This window comes from Streptomyces iconiensis (genome assembly GCF_028657195.3).
GTDB classification, from domain to species: domain Bacteria; phylum Actinomycetota; class Actinomycetes; order Streptomycetales; family Streptomycetaceae; genus Streptomyces; species Streptomyces iconiensis.
Map to the genome: position 1 here is coordinate 154005 of NZ_JANCPR020000018.1, position 21130 is coordinate 175134.

General features: G+C 68.6%; 16 protein-coding genes, 1 tRNA gene and 5 pseudogenes. 7 read left to right on the plus strand and 15 right to left on the minus strand.

Annotated elements, in window-relative coordinates; all coding sequences use genetic code 11:
* Positions 1-239: 239 nt before the first annotated feature.
* Positions 240-788 carry a flavoprotein gene (locus NMN56_RS19630; protein ID WP_274046167.1) on the minus strand — a complete coding sequence of 183 codons (549 nt, stop codon included), beginning with the start codon at positions 786-788 and terminating at the stop codon, positions 240-242.
* Between the two features lie 220 nt (positions 789-1008).
* Here NMN56_RS19630 and NMN56_RS19635 point away from each other — a divergent pair, with 220 nt between their 5' ends.
* The gene (locus tag NMN56_RS19635; RefSeq protein ID WP_274046168.1) at positions 1009-2214 is read left to right on the plus strand and encodes a helix-turn-helix domain-containing protein; all 1206 of its coding nucleotides are present in this window, start codon (positions 1009-1011) and stop codon (positions 2212-2214) included.
* Between the two features lie 169 nt (positions 2215-2383).
* Complete coding sequence (locus tag NMN56_RS19640) at positions 2384-2791, plus strand: hypothetical protein (RefSeq protein ID WP_274046169.1); 408 nt, start codon at positions 2384-2386, stop codon at positions 2789-2791.
* 40 nt (positions 2792-2831) lie between these two features.
* On the opposite strand, the gene NMN56_RS19645 is transcribed toward NMN56_RS19640, so the two are convergent.
* Positions 2832-4286 (minus strand): FAD-dependent oxidoreductase, encoded by a 1455-nt coding sequence (locus NMN56_RS19645; RefSeq protein ID WP_280842892.1) that lies wholly within the window; start codon positions 4284-4286, stop codon positions 2832-2834.
* A 70-nt stretch (positions 4287-4356) separates the two neighbouring features.
* Between NMN56_RS19645 and NMN56_RS19650 the strand changes: the two genes are divergently transcribed.
* Both NMN56_RS19650 and NMN56_RS19655 read left to right on the plus strand, forming a co-directional pair.
* Positions 4357-4953: a TetR/AcrR family transcriptional regulator gene (locus NMN56_RS19650; RefSeq protein ID WP_274046171.1), complete on the plus strand. Its 597-nt coding sequence runs from the start codon at positions 4357-4359 to the stop codon at positions 4951-4953.
* A gap of 236 nt (positions 4954-5189) precedes the next feature.
* Positions 5190-5664 (plus strand): annotated as a pseudogene (locus tag NMN56_RS19655) (NUDIX hydrolase).
* Between the two features lie 266 nt (positions 5665-5930).
* On the opposite strand, the pseudogene NMN56_RS19660 reads toward NMN56_RS19655, so the two are convergent.
* Together NMN56_RS19660 and NMN56_RS19665 are read right to left on the minus strand one after the other, a co-directional pair.
* Positions 5931-6145, minus strand: a pseudogene (locus tag NMN56_RS19660) (MBL fold metallo-hydrolase); the annotation flags it as partial.
* 16 nt (positions 6146-6161) lie between these two features.
* Positions 6162-6569: a RidA family protein gene (locus tag NMN56_RS19665; protein ID WP_274046172.1), complete on the minus strand. Its 408-nt coding sequence runs from the start codon at positions 6567-6569 to the stop codon at positions 6162-6164.
* 102 nt (positions 6570-6671) lie between these two features.
* On the opposite strand from NMN56_RS19665, the gene NMN56_RS19670 reads away from it, so the two are divergent.
* Positions 6672-7052: a winged helix-turn-helix transcriptional regulator gene (locus NMN56_RS19670; protein WP_274046173.1), complete on the plus strand. Its 381-nt coding sequence runs from the start codon at positions 6672-6674 to the stop codon at positions 7050-7052.
* 191 nt (positions 7053-7243) lie between these two features.
* Here NMN56_RS19670 and NMN56_RS19675 read toward each other — a convergent pair whose 3' ends face one another.
* Both NMN56_RS19675 and NMN56_RS19680 read right to left on the minus strand, forming a co-directional pair.
* Entirely contained in the window at positions 7244-8239 is a 996-nt protein-coding gene (locus NMN56_RS19675; protein WP_274046198.1) for a methyltransferase, read from the minus strand.
* Positions 8240-8343: 104 nt separating this feature from the next.
* Positions 8344-9147 carry a helix-turn-helix domain-containing protein gene (locus tag NMN56_RS19680; protein ID WP_274046174.1) on the minus strand — a complete coding sequence of 268 codons (804 nt, stop codon included), beginning with the start codon at positions 9145-9147 and terminating at the stop codon, positions 8344-8346.
* A gap of 304 nt (positions 9148-9451) precedes the next feature.
* On the opposite strand from NMN56_RS19680, the gene NMN56_RS19685 reads away from it, so the two are divergent.
* Entirely contained in the window at positions 9452-10336 is an 885-nt protein-coding gene (locus NMN56_RS19685; RefSeq protein WP_274046175.1) for a glycosyltransferase family 2 protein, read from the plus strand.
* Between the two features lie 121 nt (positions 10337-10457).
* Here the strand turns inward: NMN56_RS19685 and NMN56_RS19690 are convergent, their stop codons facing one another.
* From NMN56_RS19690 to NMN56_RS19725, 8 genes and pseudogenes are all read right to left on the minus strand, one after another.
* Positions 10458-11369: a calcium-binding protein gene (locus NMN56_RS19690; RefSeq protein WP_274046176.1), complete on the minus strand. Its 912-nt coding sequence runs from the start codon at positions 11367-11369 to the stop codon at positions 10458-10460.
* Positions 11370-11872: 503 nt separating this feature from the next.
* Positions 11873-12271, minus strand: coding sequence for a hypothetical protein (locus NMN56_RS19695; RefSeq protein WP_274046177.1), 399 nt, complete (start codon positions 12269-12271; stop codon positions 11873-11875).
* Between the two features lie 78 nt (positions 12272-12349).
* Positions 12350-12610, minus strand: a pseudogene (locus NMN56_RS43255) (tetratricopeptide repeat protein); the annotation flags it as partial.
* Positions 12611-13018: 408 nt separating this feature from the next.
* Positions 13019-13837, minus strand: a complete 819-nt coding sequence (locus tag NMN56_RS19700) for a transporter substrate-binding domain-containing protein (protein ID WP_274046178.1) — start codon at positions 13835-13837, stop codon at positions 13019-13021.
* A 559-nt stretch (positions 13838-14396) separates the two neighbouring features.
* Positions 14397-15851, minus strand: coding sequence for a caspase, EACC1-associated type (locus NMN56_RS19705; RefSeq protein WP_280842893.1), 1455 nt, complete (start codon positions 15849-15851; stop codon positions 14397-14399).
* 7 nt (positions 15852-15858) lie between these two features.
* Positions 15859-16227 (minus strand): effector-associated constant component EACC1, encoded by a 369-nt coding sequence (locus tag NMN56_RS19710; protein WP_274046180.1) that lies wholly within the window; start codon positions 16225-16227, stop codon positions 15859-15861.
* 286 nt (positions 16228-16513) lie between these two features.
* A pseudogene (locus tag NMN56_RS19715) lies at positions 16514-16780 on the minus strand (NUDIX hydrolase); the annotation flags it as partial.
* A gap of 902 nt (positions 16781-17682) precedes the next feature.
* Positions 17683-17755: transfer RNA gene (locus tag NMN56_RS19725), tRNA-Arg, on the minus strand.
* A 592-nt stretch (positions 17756-18347) separates the two neighbouring features.
* Here NMN56_RS19725 and NMN56_RS19730 point away from each other — a divergent pair.
* Positions 18348-18509 carry a hypothetical protein gene (locus tag NMN56_RS19730; RefSeq protein WP_274046181.1) on the plus strand — a complete coding sequence of 54 codons (162 nt, stop codon included), beginning with the start codon at positions 18348-18350 and terminating at the stop codon, positions 18507-18509.
* 193 nt (positions 18510-18702) lie between these two features.
* Here the strand turns inward: NMN56_RS19730 and NMN56_RS19735 are convergent.
* Positions 18703-20301 (minus strand): annotated as a pseudogene (locus NMN56_RS19735) (MFS transporter).
* Positions 20302-21130 lie beyond the last annotated feature (829 nt).

Sequence of the window (21130 nt, forward strand, 5' to 3'; positions counted from 1 at the left end):
TGCCTGTCCTGTATGTGCGCCTTGGTGCCTGGTTGTTCGGGTGTCTGCCTTGGGCGCCCGTCTTGGGCAACTGCTCAATCCATCTGCCCAAAGGGTAACCCATCGCGATCCGCGCGGTCTCCATCGCGATCCGCGCGGTCTCCAACGTGTTCCGCGCGGTCTTCAATGGGTGGCGTGGCACAGGGGAAAGCGCGTGCGAGGGCGGCTCAGGGAGACTGTGGTCCGGCCCCCCGGTGTCGCTAGGCGGAGCTGTCCGCCGCCCGGCTCGCCTCGGCCAGGGCGAGGGGCCAGGGGAAGTCCTCGGGGCGGCCTTCGCCGGGTGCGTTGGGTACGAAGCCGCCCTCTCCGTAGAGCACTCGTACGCCGGCGCCGCGCAGGGTTTCGAGGGAGCGGGAGAACTGCGGGTGGCGTGCGTAGGCGGCGTTTACGCAGGGCATCGCCACCAAGGGCACGCCTTTTCCGATCGCCTCGGCCGCGAAGCCGACGACGAACTTGTCGGTGAGTCCGAGGGCCCACTGGTTGACCGTGTTGAACGTCGCGGGCGCGACCAGTGCGACCGTGGCCGGGGGCCATACGTCGGGCCGGCCCGGCAACTTGTAGTGCGAGCGCACCGGGTGGCCCGACTGCCGCTCCAGATCGGGGAGTTCGCCTTCCAGCCAGTGGGCCGCCGTGGGGGTCAGCCCCAGGCACACGTCCCAGCCCGCGCGCTGGGCGTCCCGTACGACGGCGCCCGCCTGGAGGACGGGAGGCGCCGCCGAACCGAGCAGGTACAGCACAGGTGAGGACATGCGCGCATCCCACCACAAGCGCCTGAGCGCAAGCCGGACAGACACGAACGGGTGGCGCCCTGTGCGGAACATGTTCCGTCCTGTGGGCCGCGCGTACGGTTCCGAGCGTCGAGTGACCTTGGGTGACCTGACCTGCCGTGGGGACAGGGAGCGACCGTGCGGGCGGGGACAGCGGGCGACCGCGGGCGGGGACAGCGTGCAACACGGAACGGAGGCCCACATGCACGGGCTGAAAGAGGAACACGCGGGCGTCCGTATCGCCCGGCAACGCAAGCTCGCGGGGCTGACGCAGCGGGGCATGGCGGCCAGAATCCCCTACTCCTACAGCCTGTTGCGCCAGGTCGAGGAGGGACGCAAGAACGCGTCGCCCGACCTGGTGTCGGCCGTTGCACGCCTGCTGCGCATCGACGTCACCGTACTGACCGGGCAGCCGTACGTCACCGAGCTGCAGCAGGACAGGCTCGCGGCGCTCATCCGCCCCATCCGTGAATCCCTCGACCTGTACGACCTGTACGCGCCGGAGGACGCCGCGTACTCCGGCCCCGCCGCCCCGCGCACCGACGGCGAACTCGCCGAGGACGCCGACAACTTGTGCCGCATGGTGCGTGCGACCCAGCTCAGCAAGGCGGCGAACGCGTTGCCCGGGCTGATCGGCGAGGTCACCCGCGCGGTGCACCATGCCCCCACGACGGCCCTGTGGCAGACGCTCGGTTCGGCGTACCGCACCGCGCACGACCTGGCCACGAAGCTCGGCTTCTACGACCTGGCCACCATCGCACTCGACCGCATGGGCTGGGCGGCCGAACGCGGTTCCGACCCGCTACTGGCAGCCGTACGCCAGTACATGCGCGCGCTGGCCTACTTCCGTGAGGGCGAGCACCGCATCGGCCTGCGGCTGATCGGCGCGGGCCGTACGGCGCTCGCGCAGGCCGATCCCGGCCATCCGCGCACCCTGGTCGTGTCGGGGCAGCTGCACCTGGGCGCGAGCGTCATCTCGGCCCGCGCGCACGATGCCGAGGCGGTCACCACGCACCTGCGCGAGGCAACGGCCCACGCCGCACGCACCGGTGAGGCGGCCCACGTCCACTGGCTCTCCTTCGGCCCCGCGAACGTCGCGGTCCATGAGGTGTCGGCGCAGGTGGAGATGCACCGCTACGGCAAGGCGCTGGAGCGGGCCCGCGACGTACGGCTGCCGCACGGCTGGCCCATGTCACGCCGAGCCCACTTCTGCATCGACCGGGCACGCGCCGAGATGGAGACGGGGCGCAGCGACGCGGCGCTGGAGTGCCTGATGACGGCGCGCAAACTGGCGCCGCAGCAGACCCGCTACCACCCCGGCGCCCGCGAGACCATCAACGGTCTCGTGCACCAGCGGCGCCGCACCCCCGACTCCCTCGACAACATGGCGGCATGGCTCGGCCTGTGAACCGGGCGCGTGTGCAGGTGTGTTGAGCAGGAATTGAGTACTACTGGTGCGCCGACGGGGCAGGCGGCCTACTGGCGCCTGAGTGTCACTCGGTGGTGACACTTAGCAGCCTCCGGTATCCGCATCCTGGTCATCCATCAGGACGCTGAAGACACGGGGAGCAGAAGCCGTGACCGTGAGATGGCCCCTTCCTACGGGCCTCGACGCCGTGCTGTTGCCGGCGGGGGAGTGGTGGGACGCGGTACGCGTACCCGTGTTCCTGGGCGAGGGCGTGCTGGCCCGCCTGGGCCCCGCGTCGGGGGCCGTCATCCGGGACCCGTACGGAAGCAGGCTGTACTGGCTGATCGAGCCCCGCACGGCCCGCGAGTGGACGTTCTGCGAGTTCGCGTCGGTCCAGGTGCTCGGCACCGCCAGCTGGGTCACCGTTCCCCCTGGCACCCGCCGCAGCCCTCCGGGCCCGCACTGGGCGGTGCCCTGCACCCCCACCACCTTCCTCACCCCCACCTCACGCCTCCACGCGGCCCTCCACACCACGATCAGCCACGCCCTCGGCCCCCGGCAGGGAACGGCCACGTAGGGAACGGCGACATAGGGAACGCGACTTGGGGAACGGCGACCTAGAGTGCGTGGCCGGCCTCCGGGGCGTTCCTGTAGTGGTGTGAATCGTGGTGGCGGCGCGCGTTCTCATGGTGACGCGAACCGACGTAGCCGTCCGGGCGGACGAGGACGGTGGTGCCGTCCGAAGCGTCGTAGGCGGAGAAGGCGTGCCCATCCGTGTCGATGACGTACGGGTGAGGCGCCGACTGACCGGGACGCAGCACCGCGTAGGTGTGCGGTGCGTCCGGAGCGGGCGTGCCGAACACGAGACGGGTCGCGTGGGGGCCGCGGTAGAGGTCGAAGAGCCGGAGCGCCTTGCCGTCGGCGTCCTTCACCGGTGCGTCAGGTGCGCGGTCCCCCGCGACGAGCCGCCCCTGGGACGTTCGGTAACTCACGTCCAGTTGCCGGGTGTTCTCGCCGCGCTCGTGCGCGTCCTCGGTGCCTTCCTTGTGCCGTCGCAGGAGTTCTTGGCTGATGCCGAGCACCCTGTCCGCGACCGCGCGCCGTTCGCTCTCGTAGCTGTCGAGCAGTTCCGGCGAGCCGTCGGCCAGCTTCCAGCCGAGGTTGTAGGCGTCCTGCACCCCGGTGTTGAGCCCCTGCCCACCGGTCGGCGGATGCACGTGTGCGGCGTCGCCCGCGAGGAACACCCGGCCGACGCGGAAGCGCGCGGCCAGCCGGACGTTCGGCCGCCATACCGTCGACCACGCCATCCTCCCCAGCCGCACGGGCGCACGGACCGCGTCGAGCTTGCCCTGCAAGGTCTCCAGTGACGCCTCGTCGTCCCGCGGGGACAGGGGAGCCCCGAACTGGAACAGTCCGCCCGTGTTCGGGAGAGGGGTGAGCTGTACGCCGGCCATCGGTGCTGCGGCACTGGCGAACCAGTAGCCGTACCGGTGGTCGAGCCCGTCGGCCGCCACATCTCCGAGCAGCATCCGGAGCGTGTCGTCCGTCGTGCCCTCGAACGCGATGTCCAGCCCTTTGCGCACGGTGCTGCGCCCACCGTCGGCGCCCACCATGTAGGACGCGTGTACGGTCTCGCCGGTGGACAGGCGCGCGGTGACGCCGTCCGCGTCATGGTCGAAGGCGACCAGTTCGGTGCCCGATTCCACGCGCACGCCGAACCCCGCGAGCCGGTCCCTGAGTATGGCCTCGGTCTGCGACTGGCCGAGGGTCCACGCGTTCGGATACGGCACATCCGGCGTCGGCGCACAGGGCTCGGCCATCCGCCGCTCCTCCGCGAACCTCCCGTCGAGATGTACGCGTATCACCGGCAGCGAGGCGCCCTGCTGGAGCACCGGTTCGAGAACGCCGAGGTCCTCGAAGACTTCGAGCGTGCGCGGCTGCAAGCCGTCGCCTCGCGAACCGGCGAAGAACCGGGGTGCCTTGTCGATGATGCGTACGTCACCACCGCGGCGTGCGAGGTCGATGGCCAGGGTCAGACCCGTAGGACCCGCGCCTACGACGATCACATCCATGTCTGAATCTCCATTCACTGAATTAAGATTCATGTTGCTGGCTTGGTACCGTTCGCGTCAAGGAGGTGCCGTGAAGCGCAAGGACAGGGCGGCGGAGACCGAGGCCGCGCTGAAGGCGGCGGCGAAGCGGGTGTTCGCCGAGCGCGGCTACTTGAACAGCAAGATCATCGACATCACCACGGAAGCCGGCCGCGCGGCAGGGTCCTTCTACAACCACTTCGCCGGCAAGGAAGAGCTGCTCGAAGCGCTCCTCGCCGATTTGTCGGAGCAGACCGACGACGCGGCGTCCGCGGCCGACCATCTGTCGGACTTCACCGACCCGGAAGCGGTGCGCTGGCACATCGCCTTCTACGTCCGCTTCTACAGGGAGAACGCCGCGACGATGCGCGCTCTGCAGCAGGCCGCACTGGTCAGCGAGAGCTTCGCCCACACCCTTGCCCGGTTCACCGACGAGGAAATGGCCGACATCCTGGACCACGTCAGGTACCTCACCGCCGCCGGATTCCGGCTGCCCGCCTCACCCGAGGTCACCCTCCGCCTGATGTTCCAACTGTGCGACGCCTTCCTGCAGTCCTGGCAGCAGGCGTTGCCGGACCTCGGCGAGGAAGAGGTGATCGAGGCCATGACACGCTTCGTCTACCGCGGGCTCACGGGACGCGACTACTAGGCCGCTCTTCCGCGTGCCGCGCGACCAGTGGTTCGCGGATGACGACATCCGCGCGGCAGGGAGCCGACCCACCGGAGGAGGCGGGCGCCTCAAGCGGGGAAGCGGGGCGCCCCAGGTGCGGCCCGCATGGGTCGTTCTCCGGCCGGTGTGAGGGCAGCGGCTCGGCCGGCAACGTGAGCGATGTGATGTACGGGTCCTGGGCGTGGGGACAGCGTCCAATGGGAGGTGTGTCGGGGATGAGTTTCCGGCTCGCGGCATACGCCGTGTGCGTCGAGGGCGGACGGGCGCTGCTCGCCTGTCACGTACCACCGGAGGGCGAGAACAACTGGACGCTTCCGGGCGGCAGGGTCGAGCACGGAGAGGACCCGTTCGATGCCGTGGTCCGGGAGGTCGCTGAGGAGACCGGTTGCGACGCGGTGGTCGAACGGCTGCTGGGCGTGGACTCACGGGTCGTCCCCGCAGCCGAACGCACCATTCCTGGTGGACCAGAACACCAAAATGTCGGCATCTTCTACCAGGTCCGCATCACAGGCGGCCAGCTCCGGCCTGAGCCGAACGGCGACATCGCCCGAGTCGGTCTGGACCCCGATCCCCGAGGTCGCCGGGCTGCGCCGGTCATCACTGGTCGACATCGGCCTCGCGCTGGCGCAGACCCTTCCGGCAACCGGCCATGTCGCTCCCGTTCCGGTAGGCGGCCTGATCCAGCACTGAGGCGGCCACCGGCAGCCGCCTGGTCCGCCCGCTCGACCGCTCGCTGTCTGCGCCGGGTGAACGGCCGGGCGAGCGCTACCAGTCCGTCCTTTTCCGGGGCCGTTCCGCGCCCGTTCCGCGCCCGTTCCGCGCCCGTTCCGCGCCCGTTCCGCGCCCGTTCCGCGCTCGCAAGGAAGGGGCCGGTTTTCTGTGCCCGCAAGTAGAGGGGCGGTCCGGCCCGCGTGTCCGGTAGCGCGCGTCGGCCGGCCAGCGGGTCGGCGGTCGGCTCAGGCGGGTCGGCCCCGGTCCAGGCGGTCGGCCAGGCCCGCGGCGGTGAAGGCGGCTTCCCACTCGTCGCGGCCCTCGGGGAAGTGGGCCCAGCTGTCGTAGTGGGCCGGAACTATGCGGCGGGCGCCGAGAATGCGGGTGGCCTCGGCGGCCTGGGCGCGCTGTCCAGCACGAGCAGCGCGCCGTCGAAGAGGGCGGGGAAGCGAGGGGCTCCGGGACCCAGCCCTTGCTCACTCGATGATCGCGGTGGCCTCGACCTCTACCAGGTGCTCGGGTACGTCCAGCGCGGCGACGCCCACCAGTGTGGCGGGCGGGACCGGGGTGGACCCCAGTTCCGCTGCTGCCCGGGAGAGACCCTCCGAGAAAAGGGGCATCTTGTCGGGCGTCCAGTCGACTACATAGACGGTCAGTTTCGCCACGTCGTCGAAGGAACCGCCGGCTCCGGCAAGCGCTCTGCCGACGTTGAGGTAGCACTGTTCGACCTGCGCTGCGAGGTCGCCTTCGCCGACCGTGGCCCCGTCGGCGTCCCAGGAGACCTGTCCGGCGACGAAGACCAGCTTCGTCCCTGTAGCGATCGACACCTGCCTGTAGGCACCGATTTCCGGCAACCCACTGGGGTTCACCAAAGTGATGGCCATGCTGCCGCCTCCTTGCCGCTGACTCTCTTGTGGTTACTCGGGCACCGTAGGAGAGTGGCGGCTGACAAGGAAGGACGCACTTTTCAGTGACTGGGGGACCTTATGGTGACCAAGCAGTTCAGCGGCTCGCCCGACGAAGCGGACCTGATGCGCGCCGACTCCCTGGCGCGGGAGATCTTCTCGGACATCGCCAACAAGTGGGCGCTTCTGATCATCAACGTTCTCGATGAACGCACCCTGCGCTTCAGCGAGTTGCGCAACGAGGTCGAGGGCATCAGCCACAAGATGCTCACCCAGAACCTGCGCATGATGGAGCGCAACGGTCTCGTCGAACGGCATGTGCACCCCACCGTGCCGCCGCGGGTCGAGTACACCCTCACCGCGCCCGGCCAGGCACTCCGCGCGACGGTCGACGGCATGTGTGCCTGGACCCACCAGCACCTCACCCACATAGAGACCTCCCGCCACCGCTTCGACGCCTGACGGGGCCCTTGGCCCGATGCCTGGCGGCCCCCGCCCCGACGCCTGAGAGGGCCCGTCCAGCGCCTGGTGGGTCGGTCCGGCGTCTGAGGGGCCCGTCCAGCGCCTGAGCGGGCCGGTGCGGCGACTGGGGCGGTTTCGGCGCCTGACGGGTCCCGGCCTCCGCGTGCGTGGGCCTTCGGAACCTCTGGCCGTTACGCGGCGGTTGCCTCGATGAGGCAGAACGGTTCGGCCTGCGGCAGCGCGGTCACCGAGACGAGGGACAGTCCGGCCGCACGGAGCACCTCCTCGAACTCGGCCCGGGTCCGTTCCCTGCCGCCTACGTTCACCAGCATGTTGAGGTCACCGAGGTACGTGAGTCCCGCGGTCGTGGTGTCGACGACCTCGGGCAGAACGGGTTCCACGATCAGTACGCGCCCTGTGGGCGGCAGCACCTCGCGGCAGTGGGTCAGGATCGTGACCACCTGTTCGTCCGTCCAGTCGTGCACGACGCTCTTCAGCAGATAGAGATCGGCGCCTCCGGGGACCGAGCGGAAGAAGTCCCCTGCCACCAGCGAGCACCGCGTTGTGAGCCCCTGCCGCTCCAGCGTCGCCGGTGCCTGCGCCAGGCCCTCCTCGGTGTCGTAGACGACGCCCTTGAGGGCCGGATGCGCGCTGAGCACACCGCTGAGCAAGGTGCCGTTGCCGCCACCGACGTCGGTGACCGTGGTGAAGCGGCCGAAGTCGAAGGCGTGCGGCAGCGCAGCTGCCGTGTCCACGGTGGCCTGGCTCATGGCCGCGTTGAACACCGTGGAAAGGTCGGGGAGTTCCTTGAGGTGACTGAAGAAGTCCTTCCCGAAGACCGTGTCGAACACGATGTCGCCGGTACGGACGCTGTCGTCCAGGTGTTCCCAGGCCCGCAGGGCCATCGGCTCGGTGAACAGCCGGACGAGCGAGGTGAGCGCGTCGGGCCGTCCGGAATCCAGCAGGGCGCCGGCGGGAGTCACCGAGAAGGACCCTGCGGTGTGCTCGCGCAGCAGGCCGAGGCTCGTCAGGGCACGGAGCAGCCTGGTCATCGCCTGGGGGAGCGCACCGGCTTCCGCCGCCACGTCGGCCGCCGTCCGCTCCCCTTCGCCGATCAGCTCCATCACGCGCAACCGGATGGCCGCGCGAAGAGTCTGTGCGGCCAGGCCCCCGAACGTGAGCTGCATGACAAGGTCCTGTGCGTCCTGTGCGTCCTGGGCGCCCTGCGGGTCCCGGGTGTCCCTGCCGCCTTGAGTGCTCTCTTTGGTGTCGGTCGTCATGTGGCTGTGCGTCATGGCTGTTGTCGCTTCCCCTCGGTCGTGTCGGTCAGTGCTCCCGGCGTGCAGCCGGCGAACGCCAGTACGTCGCGGTGCAGATGGGGCTGGTCCACGTAGCCGCAGGCCGTGGCCACCTCGGCCGGGTCGTCGCCTGCGCGCAGGCTTCTGACGGCGTGATCGAAGCGGACCAGCATCGCCGCCCGCTTCGGGGTGAGGCCGAGTTGGGCGCTGAACCTGGACCACAGCCGTTTACGGCTCCACCCGCAGTACGCGGCGAGGTCGCCGACCCGTACCCGGCCGTGCTGGACGACGATGTGCTCCCACCCGGCGGCCACCTCCGGATCGACCGCCTGTGCTCTCGCACGGCGGTGCCCCAGGAACTCGTCCACCAGCGCGAACCGCTGTGGCCACGTCGTGGCATCGGCCAACTGTTCCCGTAGCCGACCTGCCTGCCGCCCCCATATGGCGTCCAAATCCGTGACAACGCCGTCCAGCTCGGCCGGCGCGATGCCCAGCAGAGACGACGCGACGACCGGTGACAGCTGCACCTCGACGCACTCGACGCGCGCCCCGCGAATGCGCGTGGGTCCCGGGAACGGGGTGGCGACAAGGCTCGCGAGCGTCTGCCGGCCCGTAGTGCCGTCGACCACCAACGCGTCGTCCCCGAACCCCACCACGACGGTCACGACCGGCTGCGGCAGCACCCGCATGTCGAGCCCGGCCCCCAAACGGTCGCGGAACGCCGCTACTTGCATGCCATCGGCCCGTACGCCGCCCACAGGAACGGACACCTCCCAGCCGACTGCCGTCTCATCCACTGGGGCCCTCCCGGACGTCATATGGTGCAGTGCTCGCTGCGCGTGCCGACAAGTAGTGCGCCGCGGCGCGTGCCCTCGCTCGCGTGTCCTCACTATCGGGGTGCCGGCGGCGTGCGTCTTGGACAAATGTTCCGGAGCGAACTGGACGCCTGAGCGAGCCGGGCACCTGAGCGAGCCGCGCTGCGGCACCCGCGCTGCGGTTTCGGCTCACCAGGGGCGAAGGTCTACGCTCGCGGGCACCGCCGCCGAACGAGTAGCGAGTACCGAGTACCGGGTAACGAGTACCGAGTAGGGAGTGGCCGCGATGTCCGATCCGCAGGTGGGCGTGATCGTGGTGACGATGGGCGACCGGCCCGACGAGGTCGAGGCGCTGCTGACGTCGGTGGCCAAGCAGAACGCGCCACCGGAGCGGATCGTGATCGTCGGCAACGGCACGCCGCTGCCCGACTTCCCCGCTCTGCCCGGCGAGGTCACGTACCTGGAACTGGAGGAGAACCTCGGCTGCCCCGGCGGGCGCAACGCCGGAATCGCGAAGCTGCGCGCCTTCGGCGACACCGATGTCGTGGTCGAACTCGATGACGACGGACTGCTCGTCCAGAACGACGTGTTCGACCGGGTACGCCGCCTGTTCGCCTCCGACGCCCGGCTCGGCATCGTCGGCTTCCGTGTCGCCGACGAGGACGGTGAGACGCTGCCACGGCACGTCCCGCGGCCCGGAGGCCGGGAGCCGATGCGGAGGGGCCCTGTGACCGGATTCCTCGGCGGCGGCCACGCGTTGTCGATGCGCATGCTGGACGAGGTCGGCGACTGGCCGGCGGACTTCTTCTTCACGCACGAGGAGACCGACCTCGCGTGGCGGGCACTGGACGCGGGCTGGGAGATCCTCTACGAGCCCGCGCTGCTGCTCCAGCACCCCCGGACCTCCCCGGCCCGGCATGCCGTCTACTACCGCTTCACCGCCCGTAACCGCGTCTGGCTGGCCCGTCGCCGCCTGCCGCCGCCGCTGGTCCCCGTGCACCTGGGCATCTGGACGCTGATCACCCTGCTGCGCACACGGTCACTGGGCGGCCTGCGCGCCTGGGCGGCCGGTTTCCTTGAGGGCTGGCGCACCCCGTGCGGTGAGCGGCGGCCCATGCGCTGGCGCACGGTGGGGCACATGGCCAGGCTCGGCCGCCCGCCCGTCATCTGACCCCGTCGGCCCAGGAACCGGGGCGCCGCGCGGGCGACCACGCAACGCCCCGGTCCGTCACGCAACGCCCCGGTCCGTCACGCAACGCAACGCCCCGGCCCGGCCCGTGCGGTGCGGCGTATCAGTCCTGGTGGACGACGTTCTTGCCGGGACCGCCGGAGAGGGTGTCCTTGCCCGGCCCGCCGTACAGCGCGTCGTCGCCGCTGTTCCCGTAGATCGTGTCGTCTCCAGCGTTGCCGCGCAGGATGTCGTTGCCCTTGTCGCCGTACATGAAGTCGTTGCCGGCCCCGCCGTTGACCGTGTCGTTGCCGTCTCCGCCGGACAGATGTTGCCTGTCGGCGCCGCCGTTGATCACGTCGTCGCCCGCGCCACCGTCGACGGCGCTGTCATGGCCGTCCGAGTGGATCGTGTCGTTGTCGTCGCCACCTTGCGCGATGCTGCCCTCGGCCGCACGGAGCGTGTCCTCGCCGTCGCCACCGCGCACCACGCCGACCGGGCCCACCATGAGGTCGTCGTCACCGGCCCCGCCATTGACGCTGTTGCCGTCGACGCGGCCCGTCCCCCTGTGCGTGTCCTGGCCGTCGCCCAGGTCGATCGAGGCGAAGTAATACGCCTGGTCGGTGGAGTTGTCGTACGCGACGTCGTCGTCGCCGTCACCGAGCGCCAACTTCAAGGTGGCGTACGGGTCCTGGCTCTCCAGGGTGGCGACCGTGCAGGAAACCTTCGTACGGTCCGCGCTGTCGGGGTACGAGCAGCCTTCCCCCGTACGGATCGGAACGGCGTCGTCGATCACATAGGTGACCTCGTCCGGCCCTTTGGGCATCGACGCGGTGACGGTCACCTTGTTGGTCTGCCCGGAGCCTGCCGTGTAGAGGATCCCGTGGTCGCTCGGGCTGAACGCGGCGGTCGCCGACGACGGCGCCGCACCTGCCGTCCCAGCGAGGAGGAACGGAGCGGCCAGCCCCGTACCGAGAGCCAGCGTCAGCGCCGACGCGGAACGGAAAGCCTGGCGTCTGGGAAGGGGAAAGCGCATTGCATAACCTCCATGAGGCGGATCCTTCTGACAAATATGTGTGACTCCCATCTTTTGCGTGTGGTTGCATTCAGGTTCGCGGAAAAATATGTCCTCCCACTCCCGGCGAAGACAACAGAAACGCCTCTGACCAGCGGAGTTCGACCGACGATCCGCAGTACTTCGCTACCCCGTAAGGCGTGATTCAGCGAGAATTCACGGAGGCGGGTCAAGCATTCCTCGCAGGACTCGGTGAACCACCGCCCTCCAACCGGCCAGATTTCGGCGGCTGTTCGCCGGGAATCGGTTGGACTCACGTCCACGGTTCCGCTCTGCTCGGGAAGACACACAGGACACACGAGGCTTCCGGCCGCCAAGACAGAGGCCCGCAGCTCGGGAGCGGAAGCGCCCCCCCGGGAGTTCCGCAGCCAGCGCCGGCAGCCGTGGATGACACGCACGCCGTACGGTCCTGGACGGTCGTTCCACCGGGGCACCGGTCGCCCGTCAGCGGCCCAGTGACTACCTCATTCTTTCTCCGGCCCCGGCACAGGCTTAAAAGGAGGAGTCCCAGCAAGACCCCGTATTGCGCTGCGGACTGTACGGTCACTCTTCGGCGACCAGAGAAAAATCGCTTTCAAGTAAAACCGCAACGCCTCGCGTTTCCATCCCTTGTTGTGGGCCGCTCCGCCCAGCGCGAGCGCTGCGGATGACCTGACTCCTCTCGTTCCCGCGCCGAGGGCGTACCGTCGCAGTTCTTCTGCGGCCTGCTGCCGTTCAGGGAAGACGCTTTCGATGATTGCTACAGTCAGGGCGACCTCCGGAGCAACCTTCGGATGGCCGACCCGCACGATGACACTGCCGATGTCGCGCGCCTTTTCATATTCGCGGACCGCGAGATGTTCCTTCATCAGGTCTTCAGCCACCCGGGACGGGAAAGCAGGGTCTTCCCGTACGGCACCCGCCACTCCCGCCGGGTCGCCACCCTGGTATTTGTTCTGCGCCTCTCTCAGCGCCTGCTCCGCGCGGTCGTACTGCCCCCTGCGTAAGTAGCAGTAGCCGAGACTTACGAGGAGTGATCCCGTTTCCCTCTCGGAAACCGTATGCCGCAGAGCCTTTCTGTACCCCCGAACCGCCGCAGTGTAATCACCTCGCCGATACGCGAGATGAGCCATTCTCCGAGCGCGTTCGATCTCTGCACGCGGGTGCCGGGCAGCGTCTTGCGAGTGTTTTTCCCCACCGTCACGATGTTCACATGCCACCATGTCGAGCCCCCCCCGGGTCGGAAATCATGGCGGTTCATGATAACCGAGCCATCCTTCGAAGAAGGGGACGATCAAGGATCGAAAAAAGCGATCACCAGTCACCCCTGTGACTGGTGATGCCCGCACTGGTAACGCTCACCCTTACCAGGTCAACGGAACGAGGTCCAGGCGTCCCGAAGCTACGCGCCTGAAGCAGGCGATAGGCGATTGTCGGCATACGCACGTACGGGGCGCAGTGATCCAACGAGCGAGTTCCCCGAAGCACCTGGCGGTCGACAATCCGAGAACGGCCCGTTCCTCTGACCTCATCGAGGAAACCGGAAGGCCGGCATCCCAGGCGGAGGCCGTTTCGACAATGTCGCGGGCCGAACCCTGAACGCGGGAAACAGCGGAGCGGACTCGTGGTCGTCAGCCGACCCAGTCCGCGGCGTAACCGTCGTAGGTCCCGTCATGGACGGCCAGATGGACCCACTGGTCGACGTACTCCTTGAACTCCTCGTCGCCACGAGGCAGGAGGTACGCCTTCTCACCGAAGGCGAAGGGCCTGTCGGGGTTGATCGCGCAGAGTTCCGGTTCGAGCTTGGCCTGGTACTCGGTCTCGCTGCTGTCCGTGATCATCACGTCGGCGCGGCCCGCGACGATCTCGTCGAAGACCGTGGTGTTGTCGGTGTGGGTGATGACGGTGGCCTCATGGATGTTGGTTTTGACGAATGCCTCATTGGTGCCGCCCGGATTGACAATCACCCGCACACCCGGCCGGTCGATCCCCTTCATGGACTGGTACTTGCTCTTGTTCTCGCAGCGGGCGATCGCGGCCTTGCCGTCGACGAGATAGGGCGTGCCGAAGTACACGTCCTGAGCCCTGGCCAGGGTCACCGAGACGCCTCCCATACCGATATCGCACTTGCCCGCGGTCAGGTCACCCATGAGTTCGGCCCAAGTGGTCGCCACGAACCGGGGCTTCACCCCCAGGCTGGTCGCCAGGTTCTTCGCCATGTCGATGTCGATACCGGTGTACGACTTCGTGGCGGGGTCCAGGTAGCTGAACGGCCGGTAGTCACCGGTGGTGCACACGCGCAGCACTCCGCTCTCGGGCACCTTGTCCAGGAGGGTGGTGGAGCGGTGCCGGCCGGACGGGCCCGGGGCGGTGCCGGCCTGGGTTGCGCAGGCCGTTCCGCCGATGGCGGCGGCGAGCACGAGAGCGGTCAAGGTGCTTCTGCGGCGCATGGCTTCACGTTTCGGCCGGAGGGCAGGGCGGACGCGTTCCTGCAACGAGTCGTACCGAGGAGGCGTGACGGGCGGACGGAGCCCGCATCGCCATAAGCGGAACGCGCCTCCCACCAGCACACCCCGCTACTGACGCGCCCGACCGCGGCCGGACCACGCTTGCCGGGCATTCCGCGACACTTCTCATGACGCCCATGACACCTATGACGCCCATGGAACCCATGTCGCTGTGCATCTGCTGTAAACGGCAGAAGCCCTCCCGCTTACTGCGCGGAAGGGCCCCTGGCCGGGCGTTTCTCTGTGCCCCCGGCAGGATTCGAACCTGCGACACCCGCTTTAGGAGTCTCCCCTGATCAAGGCCGTGACCTGTGCCATCGTGGATGTCGGTACGCATGGCCTGGGAAGACTCTCCGCCGCAGTTCTCACGTATTCGCGCGGCTTCTCGTCCTCATGTGCGCTGAATTCGTTCCGTCTTCAGGTGAGGGGCGTCTGGCGCTCGACTCACCGTCAGCCGCCGCAGCTGGCAGCACGGCAAAATCTGCGGCTGTTCGTTTCCGGATCAGTCCTCGGTGGGTGCGACAGCATGACGCCACACGGTGATGTCCACGGTGACGTAGTCGCTGGAGTCTGAGGAGGGCGCTGCGCCCCGGTAGGTGACCAGGGCGAGATGGCCCAGCTTGGAGCGGACACAGATGTGGACTCCCGGAGACAGGGAGGACTTGGGAATGTTCCGCGTGTAGCGGGTCTCGGTGCGGCACGTGTCCAAGGAACCCTTTTCGCCCTCGTTCAGCAGCACCAATCGGGCGTCGGTCTGCGGGTCGGTGCCCAGCCCTTCGTCATTGAAGCCTTTGCCGAAATACGTGAGGTCGGGATGCTTGTTTCCCACCCGGCGCACCGGCTGTACGGGCTGGGCGTTGAGGAAAATGCCGTAGTCGTTGGTGATGTCCACACCTTCGGAGGTGCGCGGCTCGGGGGCGTCGGAGGAGGACGTTGCGGAGGGGGAGCCGGAAGGCGGCGCCGAGGGCGACTGTCGGCCCTTCGCTTGCGAGTCGCCGCTGCCGCCTTTGTGGCCCCGGAGACCATCAGCGAACAGGAACGCCGCACCGACCCCTGCCCCGAGCAACACCAGAACCGCCACCGCAACGATCCAGGGGCGGATCTGCTGCCCGGACTTGAGCGGGTTCCTGGAGGGCGAAGGCGATGAGGGCGGGGACGAGGCACTCTTCCGGGCCGGCGGCTGATGTGGCGCCCCCTGTCGGCTCGTAAGAGCTGAGGCCGCATTGTGGACCAAACAGATCTGCGCCCCCCTATTCCGGTTGTTCTGCTGTGGCGCGGGCAGAGACTTGGCCTTCAGACCGTCGGCGACCGTGCGATACAGCGTGTCCGTGTTGAGTAGGGGGCCCGCACTCGGCACGCCATGGCGCAGTACGTGCAGCAGTTCTGCTGTGAACGCCGTGTATTTTTCGCCTGGCGGCGCGAGCGCTCGCACGTTCTCACCCGTCGCAGTGATGACGACGCTGCCCTCGACGCCCACCTCGTTCACAAGAGCCTCTCCGATAGTTCCCATCCCGCCGGCCAGTGCGCGCCCGCTGTAGCAGCAGTCGAGGATGAGTACCTTCTTCGGCGCCTTGCTGCTCCGCATCTCCCGCCGGATGTCTTCGAAACGCAGGGCGTCGTTGACCGATTGGGAGGTGACCTTGGATTTCGGCAGGGCCAGGAACAGTTCCTGGTTGGTGGGGTCGAGCAGGCCGTGGCCGGCGTAATACACGAGCAGCGTGTCCTCGGCCTTGAACGCGGCGGTGGCGAGGGGGTCAAGGACCTGCCCTGCCGACTGCCGTTCGGCGAGCGTCGCAATCTGCTCGGGCGGCAGACCCCAGAGCTTCGGGTCTTCCAGAGCGTCCCGGAAGGCCATCAAGTTATTGGTGACTGCGGGAAGTCGTTCGAGGTGCTCATACTTCGCCGACCCGATCAAGACCGCCTGGGAACGCCGAGGATCTGACAGGGACCCCGCCATGGCCTGGTCAGCCGTTCGCCGTGCCGGACTGTAGGGCCTCGGCGACCCTGCGGATGGCGTCCGGGTCTGCGGAATCGAGCGTCACTGTGATGCCGTTGTGAGTGATCTGCACCGACGGTGCGGTGGGGCGAGTGTTGCGCCAGGCAAGCACAGTGAAGAGGAGCGAGGCCAGCGATTCGAAGTGTTCCAGGAAGAGGTCGATGAGGTCGAGGCTGGGCCCCATGTGCCCACGACCCTCCTGTTCCGCCTGTGGGGCCAGGAGCGCTGAACGCAACGCGGTTTCGTTGCGCAGCCAGTCGCGCAGGGCCGCTATGTTCTGCCCCGAACTGTCGCCCGCAATGGACAAGGTGACACGCATGCTGCTCTGCTCCCCCACTCGTCCTCCTCAACTCTCGTACCGGAGACCGTTGGTGACTATATCCACGGCTACGGCCAAAAGATGTGTCGATGGAGGACCTGAAGCATTTCCAACGGCCCTTCGTGGCTCGCCCCGCGGTTATGGCACTACTCGCCCTGCTCATGGCCCGCGAACGACTCAGGAGAAGCGGGTGCTTGTCGCCGTCTGGCGCTTCACAATCGGAGGCCAAGCTTGCTGAGCGGCGATCAGCAGTTCCGTCTCGCCGCACGGGGGCGGAACTGGCCAGTGGCGCGGGTCCGGGTGTCTACTGCCAACCGTTCAACGAGACCTGGGTCCCATCCCTGAGGTCGTGGTGCAGGGCACTTGCGGTGGTCTTCACGAAGTTCTCCGGAACGGCGTCGACGCCGACCCAGCACACCTACACCTGTGCGTGCTTGCGTGGTTCTCGAGCTCTCCGGCCCACTCGTAGGCGGCGAACACGACGGTGAGGAAGCCGTTCGGTGCCTCGGGCGCGCCAGGTGCCGTGGATGATGTGGGCGTCCTTCAGGGACTCGGGCTGCACGGTGAGCCCGTCTCCTCGTATCTTGCGGGTGCGGTCGGGTGCCATGCCCTCAATGAGCGTCAGGGCCTGAGAGCAGAAGGCGACTCCCTCGTTGGCGCGGTCCCGGGCGGCCAGACTGTCGCCGGCGTACGTGAGGGCGTGGACGCGCTTGTACTTCTCCGGCTCGCAGCGGGTCAGGGCGTCCCAGTGCTATTGCTCGGCGTCTAAGTGATCGGCCAGGGCCACCAGCAACACCGCGCCGGCCTGCGAGACTGTCCCGCTGCCACCGCCCTCGACGCGGACACGCGGGTACGACCCGATGCGCTTACTCACCTGAAGAGTGCTTCTTTCCGCGCATGCTTCTTTCCGCGCAGCCAACAGGGTCCTAGACGAGTCCCATCGTTGCAGGTCAGGAGGACTCTCCGCGTGCCGAATGCCTGCTGCTGTGCAGCAGCAGGCGGCGCCTCAGCGGTTGTCGTCGCCGGGCGTGGGTCGCTTTCCCATGGGCTTGTCCATACGGTCGGCGTTGTTGCTCACCCGCTCGTAGATCTCCTCGACCACATCCGCTTGTCGATTACGAAGATCCGGTTGCCGACGAGTGTTTGGTGGCCGGCTTCCAGCCGAGACGTCTGCCGGTCTCACGCGCCGTACGGCGGACTTCATCCAGCTCGCCCAGCTCCGCAAGCTCGCCGCTGGTGAGAATCAGCTGGCCGTAGTAGTCCTCGTACTCTGCCTTCAGCCCGGCCCTGATCAGGCCCTCAAGGTGCTCGATGAGATGTCGGTACCGGCCCTGGGGACAGCTCGTCCTTCTTGGGCAACGGGCACAGCTCCCACAGGGAGGGGCACAGGCGCATGCGTGCCATATGTGTGCTGCAAGCCGGAGGCCCCGCCGCCCTCACGGACGACAGGGCCTCTGACCTGCTGCTTTGCTGTGCCCCCGGCAGGATTCGAACCTGCGACACCCGCTTTAGGAGAGCGGTGCTCTATCCCCTGAGCTACGGAGGCGAGGACTGGGTTGGTGAGGGTTCGAGGGTTCCGGTGAATCACCGGTCGCGCCCTGCTCAGCCAGTCTGGGTGGCAGCGGGTTAAAGCTGCCGGGGCTAGCCTACCGGGTTCGCGGCGTGGGATGGGACCGGGTTGTGTGGGGGGCGCCAGGCAGGTGGGGGGAACGGTCAGGGGCCCGGCGGGTACGTGACCGGGCACGGTACGGGCGCTGCCCGTCCGGGGCGCGTAAGCGGGGCCCGGCGGTGGCCGGGAGGGCCACAGCGCGAGAGTGGTGGCGCGAGTCCAGGGGGCGTGGGCGAGCGCGGTGCAGCCCGTGGGGTGGCCGGGCACGCACGGGTGCCGGGGCACGCACGGGCCCGTGCACCCGGTCCCGACAGGCTCAGGCTTGATCGTTCCCGGTCGGCCCGGTCGGCCCGGTCGGCCCGGTCGGCCTCGTCGGTTTCTCGGTCTCAGGCTTGGGTTCGGCTTGGGCCCGGAACTCGGCCCGTGGCCACGTCGGCTCGGGCTCGACTCGTACCCACGGGGACTCGGGCGCTCGGCTCGTACCCGCGGCCACTCGGGCTCGGCTTGTGGTCGGGACGGCGCTCGCCGCATGAGTGCGACATGGGATCCGCAGGCCCTCGGTGTGTCCTTCGAGGAGGGGCCCGCCGTCTCCGCCGAGGGTGAGGACGACGGCGCCCGCGCTGCCGCCCGTTCCACCGGGCCCATGTGTCCGCCTCACAGGAAGTCGATGGCGGTCAGGTACCGGATGTAGGCCGGCCGCGCCCGACCTGGAACGCGCCGTCTCGGAGCCGGACGGACTGCTGGAGCCTTCGGGTGCTGAGCGGCGCCCACAGGGCCCGTACGGGCTCCTACGGAGCTCGTACGGCCCGGCCGGCGGGGGCGGGGAGCCGGCCGACCGCCCCGGCCCCAGCAGTTGGCGGGCGGCGGTCATCGGTCCGGGCCGTTCATTCTGCGGTGGCGTCGGCCCTTGGCGTCTGCTGTTCGGGGCCGGTCTCCGCGTTCTTCTCGGCTGAGCCGGTGGGCGGAACATGGCGCAGGGCGACGGCCGCGAGGATCGCGCCGACACCGGCGATGACGGCAGAGGTCGCAGCGGCGACGTTGAACCCGCTGGCAAAGGCGTCGCGAGAGGCCCGCAGCAGGGAAGTGCCCAGTTCGGTCGGGAGGTGGTCCGCACTCGCGATCGCGCCGTCGAGGTTGTCACGGGCGGCTGCCTCGGCATCGGCCGGCAGACCCGAGGGCAGGTTGGCCTCGATATCGCTGCGGTACTTGGCGACCCCGATGCTGCCGACAACCGCCACACCGAGCGAGATACCCAGGTCGTTCACGGTGGAGCTCAGTCCGCTTGCCGCGCCCGCCTTCTCCGGGGGCACCGAACTCACCACGAGGTCGGTGGTGAGCGCCATGGACGGCGCCACGGCCGGATAGACGACGACGAAGCTCGCGATGAGCAGCGGCAGGCCCGCGGTACTCCCGACCTGGGTGAGCAGGATGTAGCCGACCGTCTGCACGCCCAGGCCCATGGCGATGACGTACCCGGGCCGTACCAGGCGGGCCATGACGGGCGAGAACGTGGCCACCAGGATCAGCCCGAGCGCGGGAGGCAGGATGGCCAGGCCCGTCTCCAACGGTGAGAGTTTCGTGACCAGTTGCAGGAACTGCGTGAACATGAGGTACACGCCGCCGAGCCCGGTCGCGGCAAGGATGAACACGCCCAGCGCGCCGCCCACGGTGCGGTTGCCGAAGAGCCGTACGTCCAGTAGCGGCGCGGACGAGCGCAGCTGGCGGACCGCGAACAGAAGACCGAAGACCACACCCACGGCCACGGCCAGCAGGGAGAGGGTGAGCGGCTTGCCCGCGGCGACAGCCTTGATTCCGTAGATGAAAGGCAGCAGGGAGGCCAGCAGCAGGAACGCGCTGAAGATGTCGAGCCGTCCCTGACCGGTGCCCCGGTGCGCGGGCAGCAGCAGAGGTGAGCCGATCAGCACCACCAGCATGACCGGTACCGCGACCAGGAAGGTCGCCCGCCAGGAGAACGCCTCCAGGAGAAGCCCGCTCAGCAGCGGGCCGAGCGCCACGCCGCCTGAAATGCCTGCGGCCCAGGCCCCGATGGCCACGCCGCGCTGTTTGGCGTCATGGAACATCGTGAAGATCAGTCCGAGCGTTGCCGGTGTCTACGCGGCGCCCGCGAGCCCGAGCACCGCTCGCCAGGCGATCAGCATCGCCGGGTCGTCGGTGCTCGCCGCGGCGATCGAGGCGACACCGAAGACGGCGGCGCCGGCCATCAGCAGGGTCCTGTGACCGATCTTGTCACCGACCGTCCCCATCAGAACGAGGAAGCCGGCCATGAGGAACCCGTAGATGTCCAGGATCCACAGCGTCTGCGTGCTACTGGGCTTCAAGTCCGCAGCCAGAGACGGAACTGCCAGGAACAGGATCGTGAGCATCATGAACAGGAGCATCGTGGGCAGCACCAACAGGCCCAGCGCGGACCATTCCTTGCGCCCTGCCCTTGGTGGCTTGGGCGATGCGCTCGCCTCGGACATCGGTTCTCCTCTCTCGGCGGACGCCCGGCAGACGCCGCCCGTGCGTGGCTGACCCGGCACGCGTCGCTCACCTGGATCGGATACAGATACCCCTACGGGGTAAGCGTATGGCAAGGTATGGCGCGGGCAGTTCCGTGTCAAGGCTGCTGAACGGGCTTGCGCTGAAAGGGACTTCACCCGAGAAGGGCGGGCAACTCCCGCCCTGTACCGGTGCGTTACGGCGAACCGACGGCGGAGGCGGAGCGAGGAGTGAGGGCGGGAACGTGGGGTGGCCCGGACCTGTCCACGGACTCTCACGGAGAGAGAGCAGGCGTGGCCTGTAGGGGGTACGGGTATAGCGGTCGACGACCGCCCGAACCCGTCTGCTCAGGTCCCCGGTGCGGTCCTGCGCGTCCTCGTACGTCATCGCGCGCCGGCGGCCCGCGCGCTGGTGGCCTCGCGTCCGCAGCGGCGCGTGCGGCACAGGTGGCCCCGCTGCTGAGGACTTGCCATCTAGTAGCGCGCACGGCGGATCGGCAGCCGCCATGGGGCGCCGGCTACGGGGCGCCGGCTCATGGGAGACCGGCTAAGGCTCGTGGAAGACCCGCTGACGGTGCCGGCCGACGGGCACCGACTACCTGGCACCCAGCCGTTGGATGCCGACTACTGGTGCGCCGGTTCCATGGGCGCGCAGGGTGCCGACTACTGGTGCGTGGATACGCGTCCTCAAGCCGTACAGCGCGTTGCAAGCCGTATGCGTGCCGCGTGACGGCGAGGGAAGTCCGGTCGGCCTCCTGGTGTGACCCAGTGTCCGACGGGTGTACTGAGGCGTGGGGGGGGGGCGGGTGGG